This is a genomic window from Flavobacterium sp. (assembly GCF_036405015.1).
Lineage (GTDB): Bacteria > Bacteroidota > Bacteroidia > Flavobacteriales > Flavobacteriaceae > Flavobacterium.
In genome coordinates this window covers 1-19,198 of sequence record NZ_DASWYK010000168.1, presented here as the reverse complement: position 1 = coordinate 19,198, position 19,198 = coordinate 1, and the positions used below count along the sequence as shown (strand labels likewise).

Annotated in this window: 22 protein-coding genes; 17 read left to right on the top strand and 5 right to left on the bottom strand. The window is 32.4% G+C overall.

Features of this window, described 5'->3' with window-relative positions; genetic code table 11:
• Nucleotides 1-81: 81 nt before the first annotated feature.
• The 9 genes from VGE71_RS13730 (at nt 82) to VGE71_RS13690 (ending at nt 8,589) form a co-directional block, all read left to right on the top strand.
• On the top strand, nt 82-795 hold the full coding sequence (locus VGE71_RS13730) for a pyridoxine 5'-phosphate synthase (protein ID WP_331138843.1): 714 nt from the start codon (nt 82-84) through the stop codon (nt 793-795).
• A 25-nt stretch (nt 796-820) separates the two neighbouring features.
• Nucleotides 821-1,585, top strand: coding sequence for an alpha/beta fold hydrolase (locus VGE71_RS13725; protein ID WP_331138842.1), 765 nt, complete (start codon nt 821-823; stop codon nt 1,583-1,585).
• 129 nt (nt 1,586-1,714) lie between these two features.
• Nucleotides 1,715-2,059, top strand: coding sequence for a phage holin family protein (locus VGE71_RS13720; protein ID WP_144215419.1), 345 nt, complete (start codon nt 1,715-1,717; stop codon nt 2,057-2,059).
• Nucleotides 2,060-2,172: 113 nt separating this feature from the next.
• Nucleotides 2,173-3,495 (top strand): trigger factor, encoded by a 1,323-nt coding sequence (locus VGE71_RS13715; RefSeq protein WP_331138841.1) that lies wholly within the window; start codon nt 2,173-2,175, stop codon nt 3,493-3,495.
• Nucleotides 3,496-3,814: 319 nt separating this feature from the next.
• Nucleotides 3,815-4,489 (top strand): ATP-dependent Clp endopeptidase proteolytic subunit ClpP, encoded by a 675-nt coding sequence (gene clpP / locus VGE71_RS13710; RefSeq protein WP_144215417.1) that lies wholly within the window; start codon nt 3,815-3,817, stop codon nt 4,487-4,489.
• A gap of 169 nt (nt 4,490-4,658) precedes the next feature.
• The gene (gene clpX, locus VGE71_RS13705; protein ID WP_331138840.1) at nt 4,659-5,891 is read left to right on the top strand and encodes an ATP-dependent Clp protease ATP-binding subunit ClpX; all 1,233 of its coding nucleotides are present in this window, start codon (nt 4,659-4,661) and stop codon (nt 5,889-5,891) included.
• Nucleotides 5,892-6,099: 208 nt separating this feature from the next.
• Entirely contained in the window at nt 6,100-6,378 is a 279-nt protein-coding gene (locus tag VGE71_RS13700) for a hypothetical protein (protein WP_331138839.1), read from the top strand.
• Entirely contained in the window at nt 6,350-7,357 is a 1,008-nt protein-coding gene (locus VGE71_RS13695; RefSeq protein ID WP_331138838.1) for a hypothetical protein, read from the top strand. The genes VGE71_RS13700 and VGE71_RS13695 overlap by 29 nt, the downstream gene beginning before the upstream one ends.
• A 578-nt stretch (nt 7,358-7,935) precedes the next feature.
• Complete coding sequence (locus VGE71_RS13690) at nt 7,936-8,589, top strand: murein L,D-transpeptidase catalytic domain-containing protein (protein ID WP_331138837.1); 654 nt, start codon at nt 7,936-7,938, stop codon at nt 8,587-8,589.
• Nucleotides 8,590-8,615: 26 nt separating this feature from the next.
• Here VGE71_RS13690 and VGE71_RS13685 read toward each other — a convergent pair whose 3' ends face one another.
• Nucleotides 8,616-9,089, bottom strand: coding sequence for a hypothetical protein (locus VGE71_RS13685; RefSeq protein WP_331138836.1), 474 nt, complete (start codon nt 9,087-9,089; stop codon nt 8,616-8,618).
• A 57-nt stretch (nt 9,090-9,146) separates the two neighbouring features.
• Nucleotides 9,147-10,112, bottom strand: coding sequence for a GlxA family transcriptional regulator (locus VGE71_RS13680; RefSeq protein WP_331138835.1), 966 nt, complete (start codon nt 10,110-10,112; stop codon nt 9,147-9,149).
• Nucleotides 10,113-10,254: 142 nt separating this feature from the next.
• Here VGE71_RS13680 and VGE71_RS13675 point away from each other — a divergent pair, with 142 nt between their 5' ends.
• From VGE71_RS13675 to serB, 6 genes are all read left to right on the top strand, one after another.
• The gene (locus VGE71_RS13675; RefSeq protein ID WP_331138834.1) at nt 10,255-10,677 is read left to right on the top strand and encodes a VOC family protein; all 423 of its coding nucleotides are present in this window, start codon (nt 10,255-10,257) and stop codon (nt 10,675-10,677) included.
• Nucleotides 10,678-10,710: 33 nt separating this feature from the next.
• A complete protein-coding gene (locus VGE71_RS13670) occupies nt 10,711-11,115 on the top strand; it encodes an SRPBCC family protein (RefSeq protein WP_331138833.1) in 405 nt (134 codons plus the stop codon).
• Between the two features lie 227 nt (nt 11,116-11,342).
• Nucleotides 11,343-11,753, top strand: coding sequence for a VOC family protein (locus tag VGE71_RS13665; protein WP_331138832.1), 411 nt, complete (start codon nt 11,343-11,345; stop codon nt 11,751-11,753).
• A gap of 1 nt (nt 11,754) precedes the next feature.
• Nucleotides 11,755-12,192, top strand: a complete 438-nt coding sequence (locus VGE71_RS13660) for an SRPBCC domain-containing protein (protein WP_331138831.1) — start codon at nt 11,755-11,757, stop codon at nt 12,190-12,192.
• Nucleotides 12,193-12,287: 95 nt separating this feature from the next.
• Nucleotides 12,288-12,722, top strand: coding sequence for a VOC family protein (locus VGE71_RS13655; RefSeq protein WP_144215409.1), 435 nt, complete (start codon nt 12,288-12,290; stop codon nt 12,720-12,722).
• A gap of 156 nt (nt 12,723-12,878) precedes the next feature.
• Nucleotides 12,879-14,108 carry a phosphoserine phosphatase SerB gene (serB, locus tag VGE71_RS13650; RefSeq protein WP_331138830.1) on the top strand — a complete coding sequence of 410 codons (1,230 nt, stop codon included), beginning with the start codon at nt 12,879-12,881 and terminating at the stop codon, nt 14,106-14,108.
• Nucleotides 14,109-14,509: 401 nt separating this feature from the next.
• Here the strand turns inward: serB and VGE71_RS13645 are convergent, their stop codons facing one another.
• Nucleotides 14,510-14,752, bottom strand: coding sequence for a redox-active disulfide protein 2 (locus VGE71_RS13645; protein ID WP_144215406.1), 243 nt, complete (start codon nt 14,750-14,752; stop codon nt 14,510-14,512).
• A 26-nt stretch (nt 14,753-14,778) separates the two neighbouring features.
• Entirely contained in the window at nt 14,779-16,302 is a 1,524-nt protein-coding gene (locus tag VGE71_RS13640) for a GH3 auxin-responsive promoter family protein (RefSeq protein WP_331138829.1), read from the bottom strand.
• A 240-nt stretch (nt 16,303-16,542) separates the two neighbouring features.
• Between VGE71_RS13640 and VGE71_RS13635 the strand changes: the two genes are divergently transcribed.
• Together VGE71_RS13635 and VGE71_RS13630 are read left to right on the top strand one after the other, a co-directional pair.
• Entirely contained in the window at nt 16,543-17,337 is a 795-nt protein-coding gene (locus VGE71_RS13635; protein ID WP_331138828.1) for a DUF2797 domain-containing protein, read from the top strand.
• A gap of 165 nt (nt 17,338-17,502) precedes the next feature.
• The gene (locus tag VGE71_RS13630) at nt 17,503-18,549 is read left to right on the top strand and encodes a glycosyltransferase family 9 protein (protein WP_331138827.1); all 1,047 of its coding nucleotides are present in this window, start codon (nt 17,503-17,505) and stop codon (nt 18,547-18,549) included.
• Between the two features lie 88 nt (nt 18,550-18,637).
• Here VGE71_RS13630 and VGE71_RS13625 read toward each other — a convergent pair.
• Nucleotides 18,638-19,198: AsmA-like C-terminal region-containing protein (locus VGE71_RS13625; protein WP_331138826.1), on the bottom strand; the 561-nt coding region annotated here is incomplete at its 5' end.

Here is a 19,198-nt window from a genome sequence, read left to right as displayed (position 1 = left end):
AAAATACCGAAAACTGCTGCGTTTTACTTTGTATTTTTGTCATTACAAATATAGTGTTACTAGAATTAATTATCTATTTATATGACAAAGTTAAGTGTAAATATCAATAAAATAGCAACGCTTCGAAATGCTCGAGGCGGAAATGTTCCCGATTTATTAAAAGTAGCTGTAGATATTCAGCGTTTTGGTGGACAAGGAATTACAATTCATCCGCGTCCAGATGAACGCCATATTCGTTATCAGGACGCACGTGATTTAAAAGCAATTGTTACTACAGAATATAATATTGAAGGAAATCCGCAGCATAATTTTATTGATTTGGTTTTAGAATGTAAACCAGATCAGGTAACATTGGTTCCAGATGCAATTGGGGCGATAACTTCGTCTGCTGGCTGGGATACGATTAAAAATCAGGAATATTTGACAGAAGTCATTCAGGAATTTCAAAGAAACGGAATTAGAACGTCAATTTTTGTTGATCCGATTCTAGAAATGATTGAAGGGGCAAAAAAGACAGGAACTGACAGAATTGAATTGTATACTGAAGCTTTTGCACATCAATATGAATTGGGTAATGAAAAAGGAATTGAGCCTTACACTAAAGCGGCTATTTTAGCAAACGAATTAGGTTTAGGAATCAATGCTGGTCATGATTTGAGCTTAGATAATATTAAATTTTTTAAAGAAAATATTCCAGGCTTATTAGAAGTCTCTATTGGGCACGCTTTAATTTCAGAAGCACTTTATCTTGGTTTAGATAATACTGTGAATATGTATCTGAATAAATTGAAATAATTCTTTAAAAGAAAAAAATAAAAATATGCTTTATTCAAAAATAGAAGGCGAAGGAAAACCATTTGTCATCATGCATGGATTTCTCGGAATGTCTGATAACTGGAAAACTTTAGCTGGACAATATGTAGAAGCCGGATTTCAGGTTCATATTTTAGATTTAAGAAACCACGGACGCAGTTTCCATTCAGACGAATGGAGTTATGAAGCGATGGTTCAAGATGTGTACGAATATTGCCAAGCTAATAATTTGACCAGAATTGATATTCTCGGACATTCAATGGGAGGAAAAGTGGCGATGCTTTTTGCTACGACATATCCAGAAATTGTAGACAAATTAATTGTGGCAGATATTGGTCCGAAATTCTATAAACAACACCATCAAGATATTTTGGCAGGATTAAATGCTGTTGATTTTTCAGTAAAACCAAGCCGAAATGATGTTGAAGAAATAGTTTCGCAATATGTTTCTGATTTTGGAACACGCCAATTTTTATTAAAGAATTTATATTGGAAGGAACCAGGACAATTGGCATTCCGATTTAATTTGCAAGCTTTTAATAATAATCTTGATGCGATTGGAAAACCTTTGGCAGAAGGTTTGGTTTTTGATAAATCAACCTTATTTATTCGCGGAGGAAATTCAGGATATATTCAAGATGCTGATATGGATGAAATTCGAAAACATTTTCCAAATTTACAGTTAGAAACCATTCCAAATGCAGGACATTGGCTTCATGCAGAAAATCCGAAAATGTTTTTTGAAATAACCACTACGTTTTTAAAAGAGTAATGCACGTTTTAGTAGTAACAGATTAAAGGATTGTTAGTTTTTTTTGAATTTTTAAATTTTAATTAGTGTTAATCTTTTAATCTGTGGCAAAAAACAGTACTTTTAAATAAATTTAAAACCTGAAAAACCATGAAATTATTACTTAGACTTCTTGTTACAGCTGCCTTAGTTTTATTATTGTCTAATCTTTTAACTGGGGTTCATGTTGCTAGTTTTGGTACAGCTGTTATTGTTGCAATAGTTTTAGGATTGTTGAATATTTTTATAAAACCAATTCTGGTATTGTTGACCCTACCAGTAACCATTGTTACTCTAGGCTTATTTTTGTTAGTTATAAATGCTTTAATGATTTTAGCTTGTACTAAAATTGTTGGTGGTTTTGCAGTCGACTCTTTCTTGACGGCATTAATTTTTAGTGTTATTTTGTCTGTTCTACAATCAATCACTTATAAAATACTGGGAGACGATAAATAAAACAAATTGAGCAGATTAAAACTGCTTCAAATACAATAGATTAAAAACTTGGTTGGGTTGCAAAAATTTTATAATTTTGCAACCCAATTTTATTATGTAAATTAAAGAAGAAGATGGATATTAAAAGAGTAGCAATAGACGCTGTAAACGAGACAATTGTTATGAACGTTGTTCATATGGATTATAAAGGTCAAGTAGCAAAAAGAATTAACGAAAAAATGCCTTTAGCGCAAGTAAAAGGATTTAGAAAAGGGGCTGTGCCTAAAGATCTTGTTGAAAAACAATACGGAAAAGCTATTAAGCAAGAAGAGATCAAAAAAGTAGTTGATTTGGCTTTGGAGCGTTATATTCAATCTGAAAGATTAAATCTTTTAGGAACTCCTCTAGCTAAAGTAAACGAAAACTTTAACTGGGATGCAGAAGAATTGACTTTCGAATATGAAATTGGTTTAGTACCAAACTTCGAAATTGATTTAGAAGCTAAAAATAATATCGTAAAATATATTGTAACTGCTGACGATAAATTAATTGACGGACAAGTAGAGCGTATCCAAAAACAATTTGGAAAAGCTATCCCTCAAGATAAAGTTGAAGCTGATTCAGATTTAACTGGAACTTTTGAAAGCGAAGCAAACGGAATCAACAATACAACTACAATTGCAGTTAGTGCATTCAGCAAAAAAGCTGGAAAACAATTCGTAGGTAAAAAAGTTGGAGATGTTGTTACAGTAAGCACAAAAGGTTTATTTGATGACGATCACCAATTAATGGATTACTTAAAAGTAGGTCACGAAGGTGTTCACGGTTTAGATGTTGAAGTAAACTTCACAATCGAAGCTATCAACGGTTCTGAGCCAGCTGAATTAAACCAAGAATTATTCGACAAACTTTTTGGTGAAGGAAAAGTTGCTTCTTTAGAAGATTTAAAATCAAAAATTAAAGAAGATGCTGAAGCTCAATTCGCTCAACAAGCTGACCAAAAATTATTATTAGATGTTCAAGATTTCTTGATCGAAAACACAAAATTTGATTTACCAGCTGAATTCTTGAAAAAATGGTTGCAAACTGTTGGAGAGAAAAAATTAACTGCTGAAGAAGCTGAAGTTGAATACGCAAGATCTGAAAAAGGTTTACGTTTCCAATTAATCGAAGGAAAAGCATTAGCTCAAAGCAATATCCAAATCACATTTGAAGACTTAAAAGAGTTTACATCAAACGCTATCAGACAACAAATGGCTCAATTTGGTCAAACAAACCCAACTGACGAAGAAGTTCAAGGAATCGTGGCTAGAGTTTTATCTAACCAAGAAGAAGTAAAAAGACTTTCTGAGCAAGTTGTAGCAGCTAAAATGTTAGATATCTTCAAAGAAAAAGCTAACCCAACAACTAAAGAGGTTACTTACGAAGAATTTATCGCTGCATCTTACGGAGAATAAATTTCTACAGAAACAAACTATATTGGAGCGTCAGGATTTTTTTCCTGACGCTCTTTTGTTTTAATTTATTTTTTGACTACTTTTCAGGAGCTAATCCAGCTATTCGTTACAAGTTTTTTCATTCCTGCCTTTTTTTGTAAGGTATAAAAAGAGCTTCCGTTGGTCGCTTTTTTCTACCAACAAAAAATAGTTGTCATTTCAAAAAGCTTTTCACTGCTATCTGGGCTAGAAATAAGACAAATTGACATTCTTTAGAAAGAGGTACAACCTTTGATGGAGAATATATACATTAAATAAAGTAAACTTAGAACAGATACATATGAACTACGGTAAAGAATTCAAAAAATTTGCTACAAAGCACCAAGGAGTAAACGCAATGTATTACGATAAAATCGTTGCTGCGATGACACCAACAAACATGACTCCATATATTATCGAAGAACGTCAGTTGAATATTTCTCAATTAGATGTTTTCTCTAGATTAATGATGGACAGAATTATCTTTTTAGGAACAGGTATCGATGATCAAATCGCAAATATTGTTCAAGCTCAGTTATTGTTTTTAGAAAGCGCTGATGCTTCAAAAGATATTCAAATTTACTTAAACTCTCCTGGAGGAAGTGTTTATGCAGGTTTAGGAATTTATGACACGATGCAGTACATTAAACCAGACGTAGCAACAATCTGTACCGGAATGGCAGCTTCTATGGGAGCAGTTTTATTATGCGCAGGTGCAGCAGGGAAACGTTCTGCATTACCTCACTCAAGAGTAATGATTCACCAGCCATCTGGAGGAGCACAAGGTGTTGCAACAGATATGGAAATCAACTTACGTGAGATGTTGAAATTAAAAGATGAATTATACAACATCATTTCACACCACTCTGGTCAATCTTTCGAAAGAGTTCACAAAGACAGTGAGCGCGATTACTGGATGAAAGCTGACGAAGCAAAAGAGTACGGAATGATCGACGAGGTATTAAGAAGAGGATAATTTTCTTAAGCTTCTAAGTTACAGAGATACTAAGTTTCTAAGTATTCTTTGTAATTTAAAATTCATAAATAAAACAAAATATTAAGCTGTAAAGAAGTTAAGTTTTTAAGTTTTAGGTTAAAAAGCTTAGAAACTTAGTATCTTTGCAGCTTAGTAACTTAAATAAAGAATGGCAAAAGTAGTATTAGAATGTTCGTTTTGTGGAAGAAAAAAGCCAGAAACTAATTTATTGATTGCTGGAATCAATGCGCACATTTGTGATAAATGTATTGAGCAGGCACACGGAATTGTATTAGAAGAATTAAAATCTAGCGGAAGCGCAAAACTAGTTGGGGACTTAATTTTAAAGAAACCAAAAGAAATCAGAGCTTTCTTAGATCAATATGTTATTGGTCAGGATCAGACTAAAAAAGTAATGTCGGTTGCGGTTTACAATCACTACAAGCGTTTAATGCAACAGCAATTGGATGATGAAGTTGAGATTGAGAAAAGTAACATCATCATGGTTGGTCAAACCGGAACAGGAAAAACATTAGTAGCAAAAACGATTGCTAAAATGTTAGACGTTCCATTGGCAATTGTTGATGCAACAGTTTTAACAGAAGCAGGTTACGTAGGAGAAGACGTTGAAAGTATTTTAACTCGTTTGCTTCAAGCTGCAGATTACGATGTAGCAAAAGCAGAAAGAGGAATCGTATTTATTGACGAAATTGATAAAATTGCTCGTAAGAGCGATAACCCTTCAATTACACGTGATGTTTCTGGAGAAGGTGTTCAACAGGCATTATTGAAATTATTAGAAGGAACGGTTGTAAACGTACCACCAAAAGGAGGACGTAAACATCCAGACCAAAAATTTGTTGAGGTAAATACTCAAAACATCTTGTTTATTGCAGGAGGAGCCTTTGATGGAGTAGAGCGTATTATTTCTAAACGTTTAAACCGCCAGGCAGTTGGTTACTCAACATCTAAAAATGTAGACAATATCGACAAAGACAATTTGTTGCAATATATTATTCCAAAAGACATTAAAGATTTTGGATTAATTCCAGAGATTATTGGTCGTTTACCGGTTTTAACGCACATGGATCCTTTAGATAAAGAAACACTTCGCGCGATTTTAACACAGCCTAAAAATGCATTGATTAAACAATATCAGAAATTATTCTTAATGGATGATGTTGAATTTTCAATTACAGACGAAGCTTTAGATTTTATTGTAGATAAAGCTTTAGAATACAAATTAGGTGCTCGTGGATTACGTTCGTTATGCGAAGCGATCTTGACAGATGCGATGTACGAACTGCCAACTTCAGACGATACTAGTTTGACAATTGACAAAGAATATGCAGAACATACTTTGAGTAAAAACTTATTGAAGCGTATGGAAATTGCTTCTTAAAGTAATAAGATAACTTTGTCAAAGCTTCAAACTTTGACAAAGTTCAATTATAAACCTGTTCATTTATTTGAGCAGGTTTTTTTATGGTCTTTTTTTAAGTTTAGTGCTAAAACGATATTTTTTAAGTAAAATCTTACCTATTTTGTTATTTGTAAGATTTTATTTGTTAGGTTTGTTTTGTAATAATTATTAATTAAAAAATAAAATTATGAAACAAAAAATTAAAAAAATCATTGTTTTAAGTGTAATTACTTTGATTTCTACTGTTTTTTTGAGGTGTCAAAAAGATGATGATTTAGTAAATCCCGAAGTTGCGAAAGTTTCAAGTGCAAAAGAATGGTTCAAAAAATATGAATCAACAACCGATAATTACACTTTGTTTCAAAATCTTAATTATGATTGGGTCAATGCCGAGCTTAAAATTAATAAAGATGGCACACAATTAATTGTTGTTCCAATTGACGAGAAAAAAAAAAGATCAAGATGAAAACTGGGAGCAAAAACTTTATATTTATCAAGTAAGTAATAAAGATTATAAAGCACTTTTGTATGAATTTTATCCTGAAAATTTGGAAAATGATAGTGTCGATTCCAAAAAGTTTAGTGGATATATTGCTGCATGGGATTTAAAAACAGGCTTTGTTAAGTCAGCAAAATTTGTAAATAATAGTATAGTAGAAAATGGTGTAGTAAAGGTCTTAAGTGAGGAGCAATTAAAGCTAAGAACTGCCACTAACAAATCGGATGCTAGAGCTCTGGATAGTGAAGATGGTACGATGAACGGTAGTAGTCCCGCACCAACTCAATTAAAAGAAGTCATTATTAATAACTCCTATAAGGATCCTTTTGTTTCTGTCTACTTCCCTTCAGGTAGCGATAATTCTGGTTTTAGTATTGTGGATTATACATCTAGTTATGGTGGTGGAAGTAGTGGTGGAAGTGGAAATTCGATCATGCCTCCTCCTCCTCCAAAATTACCCATAAGTGATATTAAAAAATTCTTAAGTTGCTTAAATACAGCAGCAAGTGCAAATTTAACTGTTTATGCAGAAAAAACTAATTTATCTAGTGTAAATGTAGGTCATGCATTTATATCTATTTCGCAAGGTAATAATGTAATGACATATGGATTTTATCCAGAAAACGGATATGATAAAGCATTTGTTGGACAAGGAATAATGGGAGAAAATGGAGGTCATATCTATGATGTGTCAGGAAATATAGGACAAATTACACCAAAGCAATTACAGCAAATTATTTCTTTGTCAGTAAAATATCAAAGTAGTTGGTACGATTTAGATGCTAATAATTGTTCTGATTTCGCAGCTGATGTATTGAATATTGTGGGAGTTGCGAGTAATAATTCGTTTGAGACACCTGGTACAGTTGCAAAAACATTAGAAAAAATACCAAATCACACTTCTAGTCCAAGTTATGCACCTAAAACGAAAAGAACATGTCTTTAATAAAAATTCTAAAAATAGTAGCAATAATTTCATTTTTAATGCTACCTGGGCTTAGTGAAGTTGGAATTCCATATTTTGCCTTTTTATTATACTGTTTGCGTCAATTTATTACTAGTCTATCTGGTAATTCAGATTCGATATTTTGGCAGGGATTTCTTGTTTTGCCTATATTGGCAACTTTAATTGTTTTTCTTATTAGCAAAAGCTATAGAATTTTGTTTTTTTGCTTTTTAGTTTTGTTTATAACACAGATACCTAGTTTAATAATTAATTATAAAGGAATCGATTTTTTGTTTTTATTTCTTTTTTTGACTTTTATAATATCTTCAATTTGTGTGATTGTATTAGTAAAAAAGAAACAGAGGTGAAATTTTAATTTTTATGGTTATTCAAAAGCATGGAGATTGCTTTTTGGATATCTAAAACAACTTTGACAATGTTCATTATAAACCTGTTCATTTTTGAACAGGTTTTTTTTATGTCAGAAATAGTTAAGTAATATTTTTCTTTCTTGTTTTTAAAAGAATATATTTGATGCTTCATCTTTTTTCGTAATCAAATAATTCATCGAGACGGGCATGGTAATTAAGAACTATTTAATTCTACTTTGTGTTTTTGGATTTTCTTGTAATAAAGAAAACAAACCAACGACTGTTTCTGAAAACAAACCTAAAAGTGAAGTAGTTTCAACAGAAAAACCTCGAGTTGAAATCAATTATAACGATTATTATAAAGAAGCCGAAGAATACTGCAAAGCAAATAAACTCAATCAAAACAAATTTATGTTGATTGATCTTGGTGTTCATTCTGGTTATAAAAGATTTTTTATTTACGATTTCAAAAAGAAAGAAATCTCAAAAGCCTATATGGTAAGTCACGGCTGTGGTGATAATCAATGGGGAAGGACTTCTTCTAGAGAGAAACCACAAATTAGTAACGAATTTGATTCACATTGTTCTTCGATAGGTAAATACGTAATTTTAGATCGAGGTGTAAGTCAGTGGGGAATAAAAGTAAATTACATCTTGCAAGGAAAAGATAAAACCAATTCGAATGCAAGAAGCCGTGCCATTGTGCTGCATTCTTGGGAAGCTATTTCAGATAATGAAGTTTACCCTGAAGGAACACCAGAAGGCTGGGGTTGTCCCGCAGTTTCAAACGAAAGCATGAAAGAAATCGACGAACTTTTGAAAACAAATAAAAAAGTTCTGATGTGGATTATAAAAACTTAAGCAGTATTACCAGCTGCTAGAATAGATTATTTTGTAATAGTCAGATAAGTGGGATTGGTAATTACTTGATCATTAAGCCAAACATTTTTTTTGACAGTAGAATTTTTTGTTCGCGAATATTCAACTTTTACAATGTCTTTGTCGTTTTCATTCCATTGAATATAAGTTTCAGGGAATTTTTCTCCTTTATCATGGTTTAAAAATACTCTTATTGCGTATCGATCTTTATTTTGGTAAATCATAAAGAAATTAGGAGAATCTAAATTCCCTTGATATTGCGGAACCAATTTACCGTTCAATAAGAAGAGTATTTTTATTTTATTTTGGTCATAACTGTTCGGATTGTTTGGGTTTAATAAATCTTCATTTTTAGAATTAACAACGCTAAAGTCTATAGAAGCATCAAGAACATATCCTTCAAGTGCCTCTTCTTTAAAAGGATTTGAATCGCAGCTCGTTGAAAATAAAACAATTAATAAAATCCAAAAAAATCTTTTCATGTTTAAGTATTTAGAAATTCATGCTAAAAATAAGAAAATAATTAATAAAAAAAACATTTACTGTACTCTAAATTTCTCTCGATATTCAATTGGTTTCATGCCAACCATTTTATAAAATACTTTTCTAAAAGCTTTTGGGTCATTATAACCTGTTTTTTCAATAATCTCTGAAATAGAAAGTTGAGTTTGTTCTAAGTATTTCTTTGAACTTTCGACTCTTATATTCTGAAGATATTCGATTGGCGGAATTCCGGTTACTTGTTTAAAACGACGTGTCATATTTCTGGCGCTTGTTGGAATATCTTTGGTGATTTCTTCCAGTTTTTCGATGGAATGATACTGATTTTCAATTTTTTGCTGTAATAGGGCAACCAAAGAATCATTGTGTAAATGGTTCGGTCTGAAAGTACTGAAGTAACTTTGCTTGTAACGATTTAGGTCAATAGAAAAGATTTTAGCAATTTTGACTGCCATCTCATTACCACAGAATTTCTGAACCAAAAGAATCAGTAAATGAAAAGTTGAGGTAGAACCTCCACTGGTGTATAAACTTCCATCGGCAGTTAGGGTTTCTTCGGCTTTCAATTTTACCATCGGAAAAGCTTTGGTAAAAGCACTACAAGCGTCGACATGTGTGGTAGCTAATTTTTCGTTTAATAAACCAGAAGCGGCAAACAAGAAAGCTCCAGTGCAAAAACTTGCTAATTCGGCTCCCGCTTTATGTTGTTTTTGAAGCCAAGGAATAAAGTTTTTGTTCTTCTTTATCATTTCGCTCATATTGTCAGTCGTAAACGCTGGAATCAAAATAAGGTCTGGATTTATATCGGAGGTTTCTATAGAATGACTTTTATAACCGAATAAACTACCCTGATCGGTTTGCTCTTTCGATTGAAAAATCATGATTTCGAATGGTTTTTCTGTTGAAGGAGAAAGTTTATTTGTTGTTTCAAATACCTCCAGAATGGCTGCAATACTTAGTAATTTAAAGTCGTGAGGTACAATTAAAGCTAGTTTCGTGCTCATGAGGTTTGTGGTTTTTAGAAAATCAGTTCTAAACAAAAATACATAATTTGTCTCAAATGCCCCTAAAATTGACTTTTAATGTATCTAAAAGCAAATTGTGAAATTTTAAATTTGTTTCTAAATAATTGTAACTTTATATATTATGGAAACAAAAATTTTCTTAAATCTTGCAGTAAAAGATTTAAAGCGAGCAATATCCTTTTTTAATGAATTGGGTTTTCCGACAAACCCGAAATTTACAAATGAACAAGGAGCTTGTATCGTTATCGACAAAAATATTTATGTAATGATTTTGGTTGAAGCGTTTTATCAAACCTTTACTCCAAAACAGATTTGTGATTCTAAAACGACAAGTGAAGTTCTTATTTCTCTTTCTATGGAATCGCGTGAGAAAGTAGACGAAATAATTGAGACAGCGGTAAAAGCTGGTGGAACAGATTATCAGGAAGCTAAAGATTATGGATGGATGTACCAAAGAACATTTTTAGATTTAGATGGACATCATTGGGAGGTGTTTTATATGGATGAAAGTCAGATTCCGAGTGAAATGCCAATAGAAATGTAATTAAACAAATGATAATGTATTAAAATATATAAAATGATAACAATAAAGAACACAGTAAATGCATCTTTAGACAAAGTTTGGAATTTTTGGAACACTCCAGAACATATTACAAAATGGAGTTTTGCTTCGCCAGACTGGCATACACCTTATGCAGAAGCCGATTTAAGAGAAGGAGGAAAATTCAAATCTACTATGGCGGCAAAAGACGGAAGCATGAGTTTTGATTTTGGAGGCGAATTTACTTTAGTAAAACCAAACGAAGCGCTTTCGTATGTTTTAGGAGACGGAAGAAAGGTTGAAATTACTTTTACAGAAACCGCAGACGGAGTTGAAATTGTTGAAAGTTTTGATCCTGAAACTCAAAATCCAGAAGAAATGCAAAAAGCAGGCTGGCAGGCTATTTTGGATAATTTTAAAAGTTATGTTGAGTCTAATTAAGGTTCAAAGTAACAAAGTAACAAAGTAACAAAGTAACAAAGTAACAAAGTAACAAAGTAACAAAGTAACAAAGTAACAAAGTAACAAAGTAACAAAGTAACAAAGTAACAAAGTAACAAAGTAACAAAGTAACAAAGTAACAAAGGTGTATCTTAATTAACTTATATCACTTATATGGTTTAAAAAAAAAGAAAAACTAAATATCTAACCCAACAAAAAAACAAAAAATGACAAAACAAATATGGTTGAATCTTCCTGTAAAGGATGTAGCAAAAGCGAAAGATTTTTTCTGGAAAATAGGTTTTTCGTTTAATGAACAGCATGATACGCCAAGCTCGACGTGCATGGTTGTAGGTGAAGGACATTTTGTGGTAATGCTTTTTGAAGAGATGCTGTTTTCGAGTTTTTCTCAAAATAGTATTACAGATACGAAATCTAGCTCTGAAGTTTTGATTTCGATTGATGCTGAAAGTAAAGAAGAAGTGGACGAATTGGCTGAAAAAGTCAAAGAAGCGGGCGGAACTGTTTTTGCTCCTCCAGCCGAAAGTCAGGGATGGATGTATGGCTGTGGTTTTGCCGATTTGGATGGTCATCGTTGGAATGTTTTATATATGGACTTTAGTAAATTACCTAATTAAGATGGAAAAACTAATTTTTAATATTGATATAAAAGCTTCTAAAGAAAAGATTTGGAAGGTTTTGTGGGATGACGAAACTTACAGAAAGTGGACGAGTGCTTTTTGTGAAGGAAGTTACGTTGAAACGAATTGGAACGAAGGTGATAAAATTTATTTTTTAGGACCAGGCGGAGAAGGAATGAATAGTTTGATTGAAGCTAAAATTCCGAACGAATACATGGCTTTTAGACATATGGGCGAAATCAAAGATTTTAAAGAAGTTCCACCAAATGAAGAAACAGAAAAATGGGTCGGAGCAATGGAAACCTATCGTTTAGATCAGAAAGGAGACGTAGTCGATCTTCATGTAGAAGTTGATGTAATAGAAAAACATATAGAGTATTTTAAAGAAGCTTTTCCGAAGGGAATGGAAGTAATTAAAGAATTGTCTGAGAAGTAGAGATTAGAATATAGAGGAAAGAAGCAAGAGGAAGATTTAATACTCTGCTTTAGAGGAATTAACAATTTATAACTAACAATTAATAATTAGAAAAAATGGCAGCAATAAATCCATATTTAATGTTTAACGGAACTTGCGAAGAAGCGTTCCTATTTTACAAATCCGTTTTTGGGGGAGATTTTCCTTATATCGGAAAATTTAAAGATGCTCCGGCAGAAGAAGGAGAAGTGCTTTCTGAAGAAGCATTAAATCGTATCATGCACGTTTCGCTTCCAATTGGAAATTCCATTTTAATGGGAAGTGACAGTCATCCGAGATATGGCGATGTAAGTTTTGGAGATAATTTTTCTGTTTCTGTGAATACAGAAAGCACAGAAGAAGCTGATAGAATTTTTAACGGACTTTCAGCAGGAGGAAAAGTTGAAATGCCAATGAATAATACTTTCTGGGGGTCTTACTTTGGAATGTTCAAAGATAAGTTTGGTATAAACTGGATGGTAAGTTTTGATAAAAATATACCAAACCCATAACCAAAAAGTTACGTTATTTTAATAATAAAACAGAAATGTTAAATTACTCGAAAAAGCACATGTATATGTGCTTTTTCTTTTCAAAAAAACAAGGATTATTCTTTTTTATCAACGAGAGATTGCCGATTTTTGTCGCTTCAAAATCAAGAAAGAAAAATGGCAGCAGAAGATAAAGAAATAATTTTATTAAAAGTTTCAGGACACGATAAAATTGGAGTTACAGCAGGTTTAACAGCTGTTTTGGCAGCATATGATGCTAATATTTTAGATATTGGTCAGGCCGATATTCATGATACACTTTCTTTGGGAATTTTGTTCGAAATTGCTGCAGGTTCTTCATCAGCACCAGTTTTAAAAGACTTGTTATTTAAAGCGTACGAACTGGAAATCAAAGTAAAATTTATCCCAATTTCTATTGAAGATTACGAAAAATGGGTAAAATCACAATCTAAGCAACGTTACATTATTAATATTTTGGGAGAGAAACTGGCAGCATCTCAATTGTCTGCTGTTACCCAAATAATGTCAGATCAAAATTTAAATATTGATTCTATTATTAGATTAACAGGAAGAACTTCTATCGTTGAAAAAGAAGAATATCCGCGTTCTTGTATCCAATTGTCTGTAACTGGTGAAATTGTAAACAAGATTATCATGACAGCAAGTTTTATGGAAATTTCCAGAACACTTAACGTTGATATTTCTTTCCAAGAAGATAATATTTATAGAAGAAACCGCCGTTTGGTTTGCTTCGATATGGATTCAACTTTAATTCAAACCGAAGTAATCGACGAATTGGCAGAATTAAATGGAGTGGGAGATCAGGTTCGTGCCATTACAGAATCTGCGATGAATGGTGAAATCGATTTTAACGAAAGTTTCAAAAAGCGTATGGCTTTGCTTGAAGGCTTAAGCGAAGAAGTTTTACAAAATGTTGCCATTAATTTGCCAATTACACAAGGAGCGCACCGCTTAATGAAAGCCTTAAAATATTACGGATACAAAACTGCAATTCTATCTGGAGGATTTACTTATTTTGGAGAATACCTTCAAAAAGAACTCGGAATAGATTATGTTCATGCGAATCAGTTAGAAATTAAAGACGGAAAATTAACTGGTAAATATATTGGTGATATTGTAGATGGTCAGAAAAAAGCCGAATTCTTAAAAGCAATTGCCGAAAAAGAAGGAATCCACATCAACCAAACTATCGCCGTTGGAGACGGGGCAAACGATTTACCAATGCTAAACTTAGCAGGTCTTGGAATTGCTTTCCACGCCAAGCCAAAGGTGAAAGAAAGTGCTTCAACATCAATATCAAGTTTAGGTCTTGATGGTGTTTTATATCTTTTAGGATATCATGATAGATATATCGATATGATGTAAAATACGTCTTGCTCTGAGCAAAAGCGAAGATTTTTCAGCTCATTTTTGTAATTTCGACGAAGGAGAAATCTCCTCAAGTAGCTCCGCAACGTAAACCAATCTTTGTAGAGTTTCTCGCAGAGATTTCTCCTTCGTCGAAATGACACACTAGATGGAATAAAATAGAAAACCTCAGTCCTTTTCAATAAAGAGCTGAGGTTTTTTATATGGGCATGTCTCTTAAGAATAGTTTAAAATTGAGAAATGCATTGCCTCCAGCTAAAGCTGGAGGTTTGGTAAAATTAGAAAAAGGCTTTAGCCAAATTTCTTGTGTATTTGGCTAAAGCCTTAAATAGCTTTTTATAACCACTAGCTAAAGCTAGTGGCAACTAAAATTGTATCAATAAAATTGTATTGGTTTTTTATTCGCGAGATTCCAATTCCCTCTTAATCTCCTTTAAAGTATTCATATTCAAAATAAAAATAGGAAGCAAAGCAATCGGAATGACATTTGAAGCGCTAAACCCTTTATTGGCAACAAGAAAAATATTAAGACCAAACAAAAGAAGTAAAACCACTCCAAACAAATAGGTAACTGTTTTGAATGATTTTTGGGTTTTGATTAATTCTTCAACAGTCATTTCGCTGAATTTCTTCTTTTTCATTTTGGTTGTTTTTATGTTGGGTTAATTTATATTTTAATGGCTTGCATTTCCTTCAATTGCTCCAAATAATCCCTCTGATTCGAAAGTCTCGGAATCTTATGCTGACCGCCCAGTTTGTCTCTTTCTTTCAACCAATCATAAAATAAATTCTCACGAGCAACATTAATCACCAGCGGATTTAAAGTCATATTGTTATAACGTTTCGCTTCGTAATCTGAATTTAGAGTTTGAAGTGTTTCATCCAAAACTTTCTGAAAAAGACCAACATCAGCTGGGTTTTTCTTGAATTCGATCATCCATTCGTGTGCACCTTTTTCTTTGTCTTGCATAAAAATAGGAGCAACCGTATAATCAATAACTTCTGTTTGTGTAATCTTACAAGCTTTTGCGATGGCCTGATCGGTATTTTCAACCATTAATTCTTCGCCAAAAACATTAATATGATGTTTGGTTCTTCCCGTTACTCTAATTCTATACGGATTTAATGATGTAAAACGAACCGTATCGCCAATTAAATAGCGCCATAAACCAGAATTGGTTGTAATTACAATCGCATAATTTTTATTCAATTCAACATCTGCCAAACGAATAACTTTTTGGTTTGGAGTTCCAAAAGTGTCCATCGGAATAAATTCGTAAAAAATTCCATAATCCAGCATTAAAAGCAAATCGCTAGAATTATTTAAATCCTGAATAGCAAAGAAACCTTCAGAAGCATTGTAAATTTCGTAATATCTGAAATCTTTACTTGGGAGTATATTTTTATATTGGTCTTTATATGGAGAAAAACTCACGCCACCATGAAAGTAAACTTCCAAATTAGGCCAAAGTTCCAATAAGTTTTGTTTTCCTGTATTTTCCAAAACCTTATTCATCAAAACCAGCATCCAGGATGGAACTCCGGCAAAACTGGTTACGTTTTCGTTTTTGGTTTCGTTGATAATGGCTGCAATTTTGGTTTCCCATTCGCTCATCAACGAAGTTTTACTGCTTGGTGTACTGCTAAATTCGGCCCAAATTGGCATGTTTTCAATCAAAATTGCCGACAAATCTCCGAAGAAAGTATTGTTGTTTTCGTAAATCTGAGAACTTCCACCTAAACGAAGACTTTTTCCTAAAAATAATTCAGAGTCTTCATTATTATTTAAATAAAGACAAAGTAAATCTTTACTGCCTTTGTAATGACAATCTTCCAGAGCTTCATTACTAACCGGAATAAATTTACTTTTTGCATTTGTAGTACCGCTCGATTTGGCAAACCATTTAATTGGAGTTTCCCAGAAAACATTTTGTTCTCCTAAACGCGTACGCTCAATTAGAGGTTGTAATTCTTCATAAGTAGCAATAGGAACTCTTTCTGCAAAAGTTTGATAAGAGTTAATAGACGAAAATTCATATTGTTTTCCAATAACCGTATTTTCTGATGCCGTCAATAAGTTGTGCAATAATTCTTCCTGAACTTCATTTGGATATTTTAAAAAAAGTTCTATTTGATGAATCCTTTGTTTAAGAACCCAAGAGGCAAACGAATTGATAATGGATAAAGGCATGAATTTGTTTTTTAGATTACGGATTTTAGGTTTTAAATCTCACAATCCATGTAAAACTAAAAACATAAAATTTGAATATCGGCCGACAAATAGTAACTTTGCCGTCATATCAAAAATAGTATTTTTTTGTAAAAAACAATTCGATTTGAAGTAAAGATTCTCTTTTATAAGTCGAATTTTAACACTAAAAAGTGTAATTCTTTTTGATTAATCTAAATCAGCAATATAAATAAACAACGAATGCAATATCAAGGTGTCCTGACAAAAATGCAAACCGAATTAGGAAGTCCAATTCAATATTATTTGGTTTTTGAAGATAGTTTTCTGAATGTAAATCAGTTATTGGATAAAGAAATCGAAATTAATTTTGTTGGATTTCAGTGTTTGAATTGCGGTAAAAAGAAAAAAATATACCGTCAGGGTTTTTGTTACGACTGTTTTTATTCGAGTCCTGCTGTTGGTGACTGGATTATGAGACCTGAATTGAGTACAGCGCATTTAGGAATTGCAGACAGAGATTTAGATTATGAATCGAAAGTTCAGTTGCAGCCTCATATTGTTTATTTAGCAGCAGCTTGCGAAATAAAAGTAGGGGTAACCCGTAAAACACAAGTTCCAACTCGTTGGATAGATCAAGGGGCTTCTCAGGCCATTGCTGTTGTTGAAGTGCCAAATAGATATTTGGCGGGAATTACCGAAGTTGCTTTAAAAGATCATTACACTGATAAAACCAATTGGCGAAAAATGCTGCAAAATTCTGTTGAGGTTTTTGATTTGGTTGCAGAAAAAGTGAAAATTGAAAGTTTAATTCCAGATGAGGTTAAAGAATTCTTTTATTCGCAAAAAAATGATTTGTTTGATTTGCAATATCCGGTTTTGAGTTATCCAGCTAAAGTGAATAGTTTAAATTTGGATAAAACTCCTTCATTTACCGGCAAATTAACTGGAATTAAAGGACAATATTTGCTGTTTGAAAACGGAACTGTATTTAATGTACGTGGTTCTGAAGGATATGTTGTGACAATAAACGTGTAGGGTTTTATTAGCAAATTGTTATCTTTTTTTATGATTAAGTTATTTTAATTTAAAATTTACAATTTATTTTGTGGTTTTGTGTTAATTAGTTGATGAATAATTATAGCTTTGACGTGTTGAAGCAAATTTAATATTTCAAAAACAAATACCTCAAACAAATACCACATGAGTAACTTAAAAAAAGTTAATACTTTTAGGCGTTCATTAATGCGTAATCTGACTAAGAATATCGGCAATTCAGATGTCAGTAATACCGAAACAATTGATGTGACGAAAATCAAGAAAGTATTAATTTGTAGACCAAACGGCCGATTAGGAAACATGCTTTTAATCACACCTTTGGTTGAAGAAGTAACTAAAACTTTCCCAAATTGTAAAATCGATTTATTTGTGAAAGGAATGCTTGCACCAATTGTGTTTGAGAATTATGATAATATCGATAAAATAATTCACCTACCCAAAAAGCCTTTTAAAGAATTAGTAAAATACTTTAAAGTTTGGACTCTAATTAAAAAACAAAATTATGACGTTGCGATAAACGTCGATCAAAATTCTTCTTCAGGAAGACTTGGTGTCAAATTTTCAAATGCTAAATATAAATTTTTTGGGAATCTTCCAGAAAATGTTACCCTTGAACATACAGATTACGATCATATTGCAAAATATCCGGTATATAATTTCAGATATTTTTTAAATCAAGTTGGAACAAAAGATAAAAACGAACCTGTAGCACTTATAGATTTAAAATTATCCGAAACCGAAATTGCAAACGGTAAAGAGATTTTAAATAAAATTATTGATCCAAACAAAAGATCTATTGCGATTTTCACCTATGCAACTGGTGAGAAATGTTACAGTCCTACTTGGTGGGAAGAATTTTATACTGCATTGAAAAAAGAATATCCGAACGAGAATATTTTTGAAGTATTGCCAGTAGAAAATGTTTCTCAGATCAATTTTGAAGCTCCGACTTTTTACAGTAAAGATGTTCGTGAAATTGGTTCTGTTCTGGCAAATGTAGATGTTTTTGTCGGTGCAGACAGTGGAATTATGCATTTGTCAAGTGCTTCAAAAGCGCCAACAGTTGGTCTGTTTTCGGTTTCTAACTTAAAAAAATACGAACCATACGGAAACGGAAGCGTTGGTTTGGATACCAATGTTTTAGGTGTTCCAGATTTTATAAAAGCAATCAATAAGATTCTAAACAAATAAAATTTAAAAAGAGATATAAAAAAAACCTGTTCGAAAGAACAGGTTTTTTTATAAAAATCTTAGAGCCTTAGCATCTAAGCATCTTTTATTACGGATTCTTCTTTTTGAAAAGCCCATTCAATAAGTCACTTGCTTTTTTAGTAACTTCTTGTGTTTTTTGTTCTTTTTCTGTTTTTGCAGCCTGCGTTGTGTCTTTAGCTTTTGTGTTTTTATTGATTAAATCTGTTAACGCAGCAGTTCCTTTTTGTGTCAATTTTTCTTTCTGCTGATTTACCAATTGCGTAGTCAGATTCGTTACAGCAGTCTTCATATCAGTACTGATTTTTGGATTCGAAAAATTACCAGTCAACACAGCGTTAATCGGAATATTATCCAGTTTTGCAGCATCAGCAGGAGACAATTTCGCAATTAAATTGTTGGCTTCAGTTCCTAAATATTTAGCAGGAACATCAAATTTCAAGTTGTAATTCATAGTCTGATCAAAACCATGAGTTCCGCCAACTGTCACTTTAATATCTTGGTATTTAATATCAAAAGGTTTAATGTTTACTTTTCCATTATCAAAAGTTAAGGCTGCTTTAATATCGTTCAGGTTTACTTTATTCAAATCGATAAATTTCACATTTGAACTCAAAGCGCTAAGCAAAGT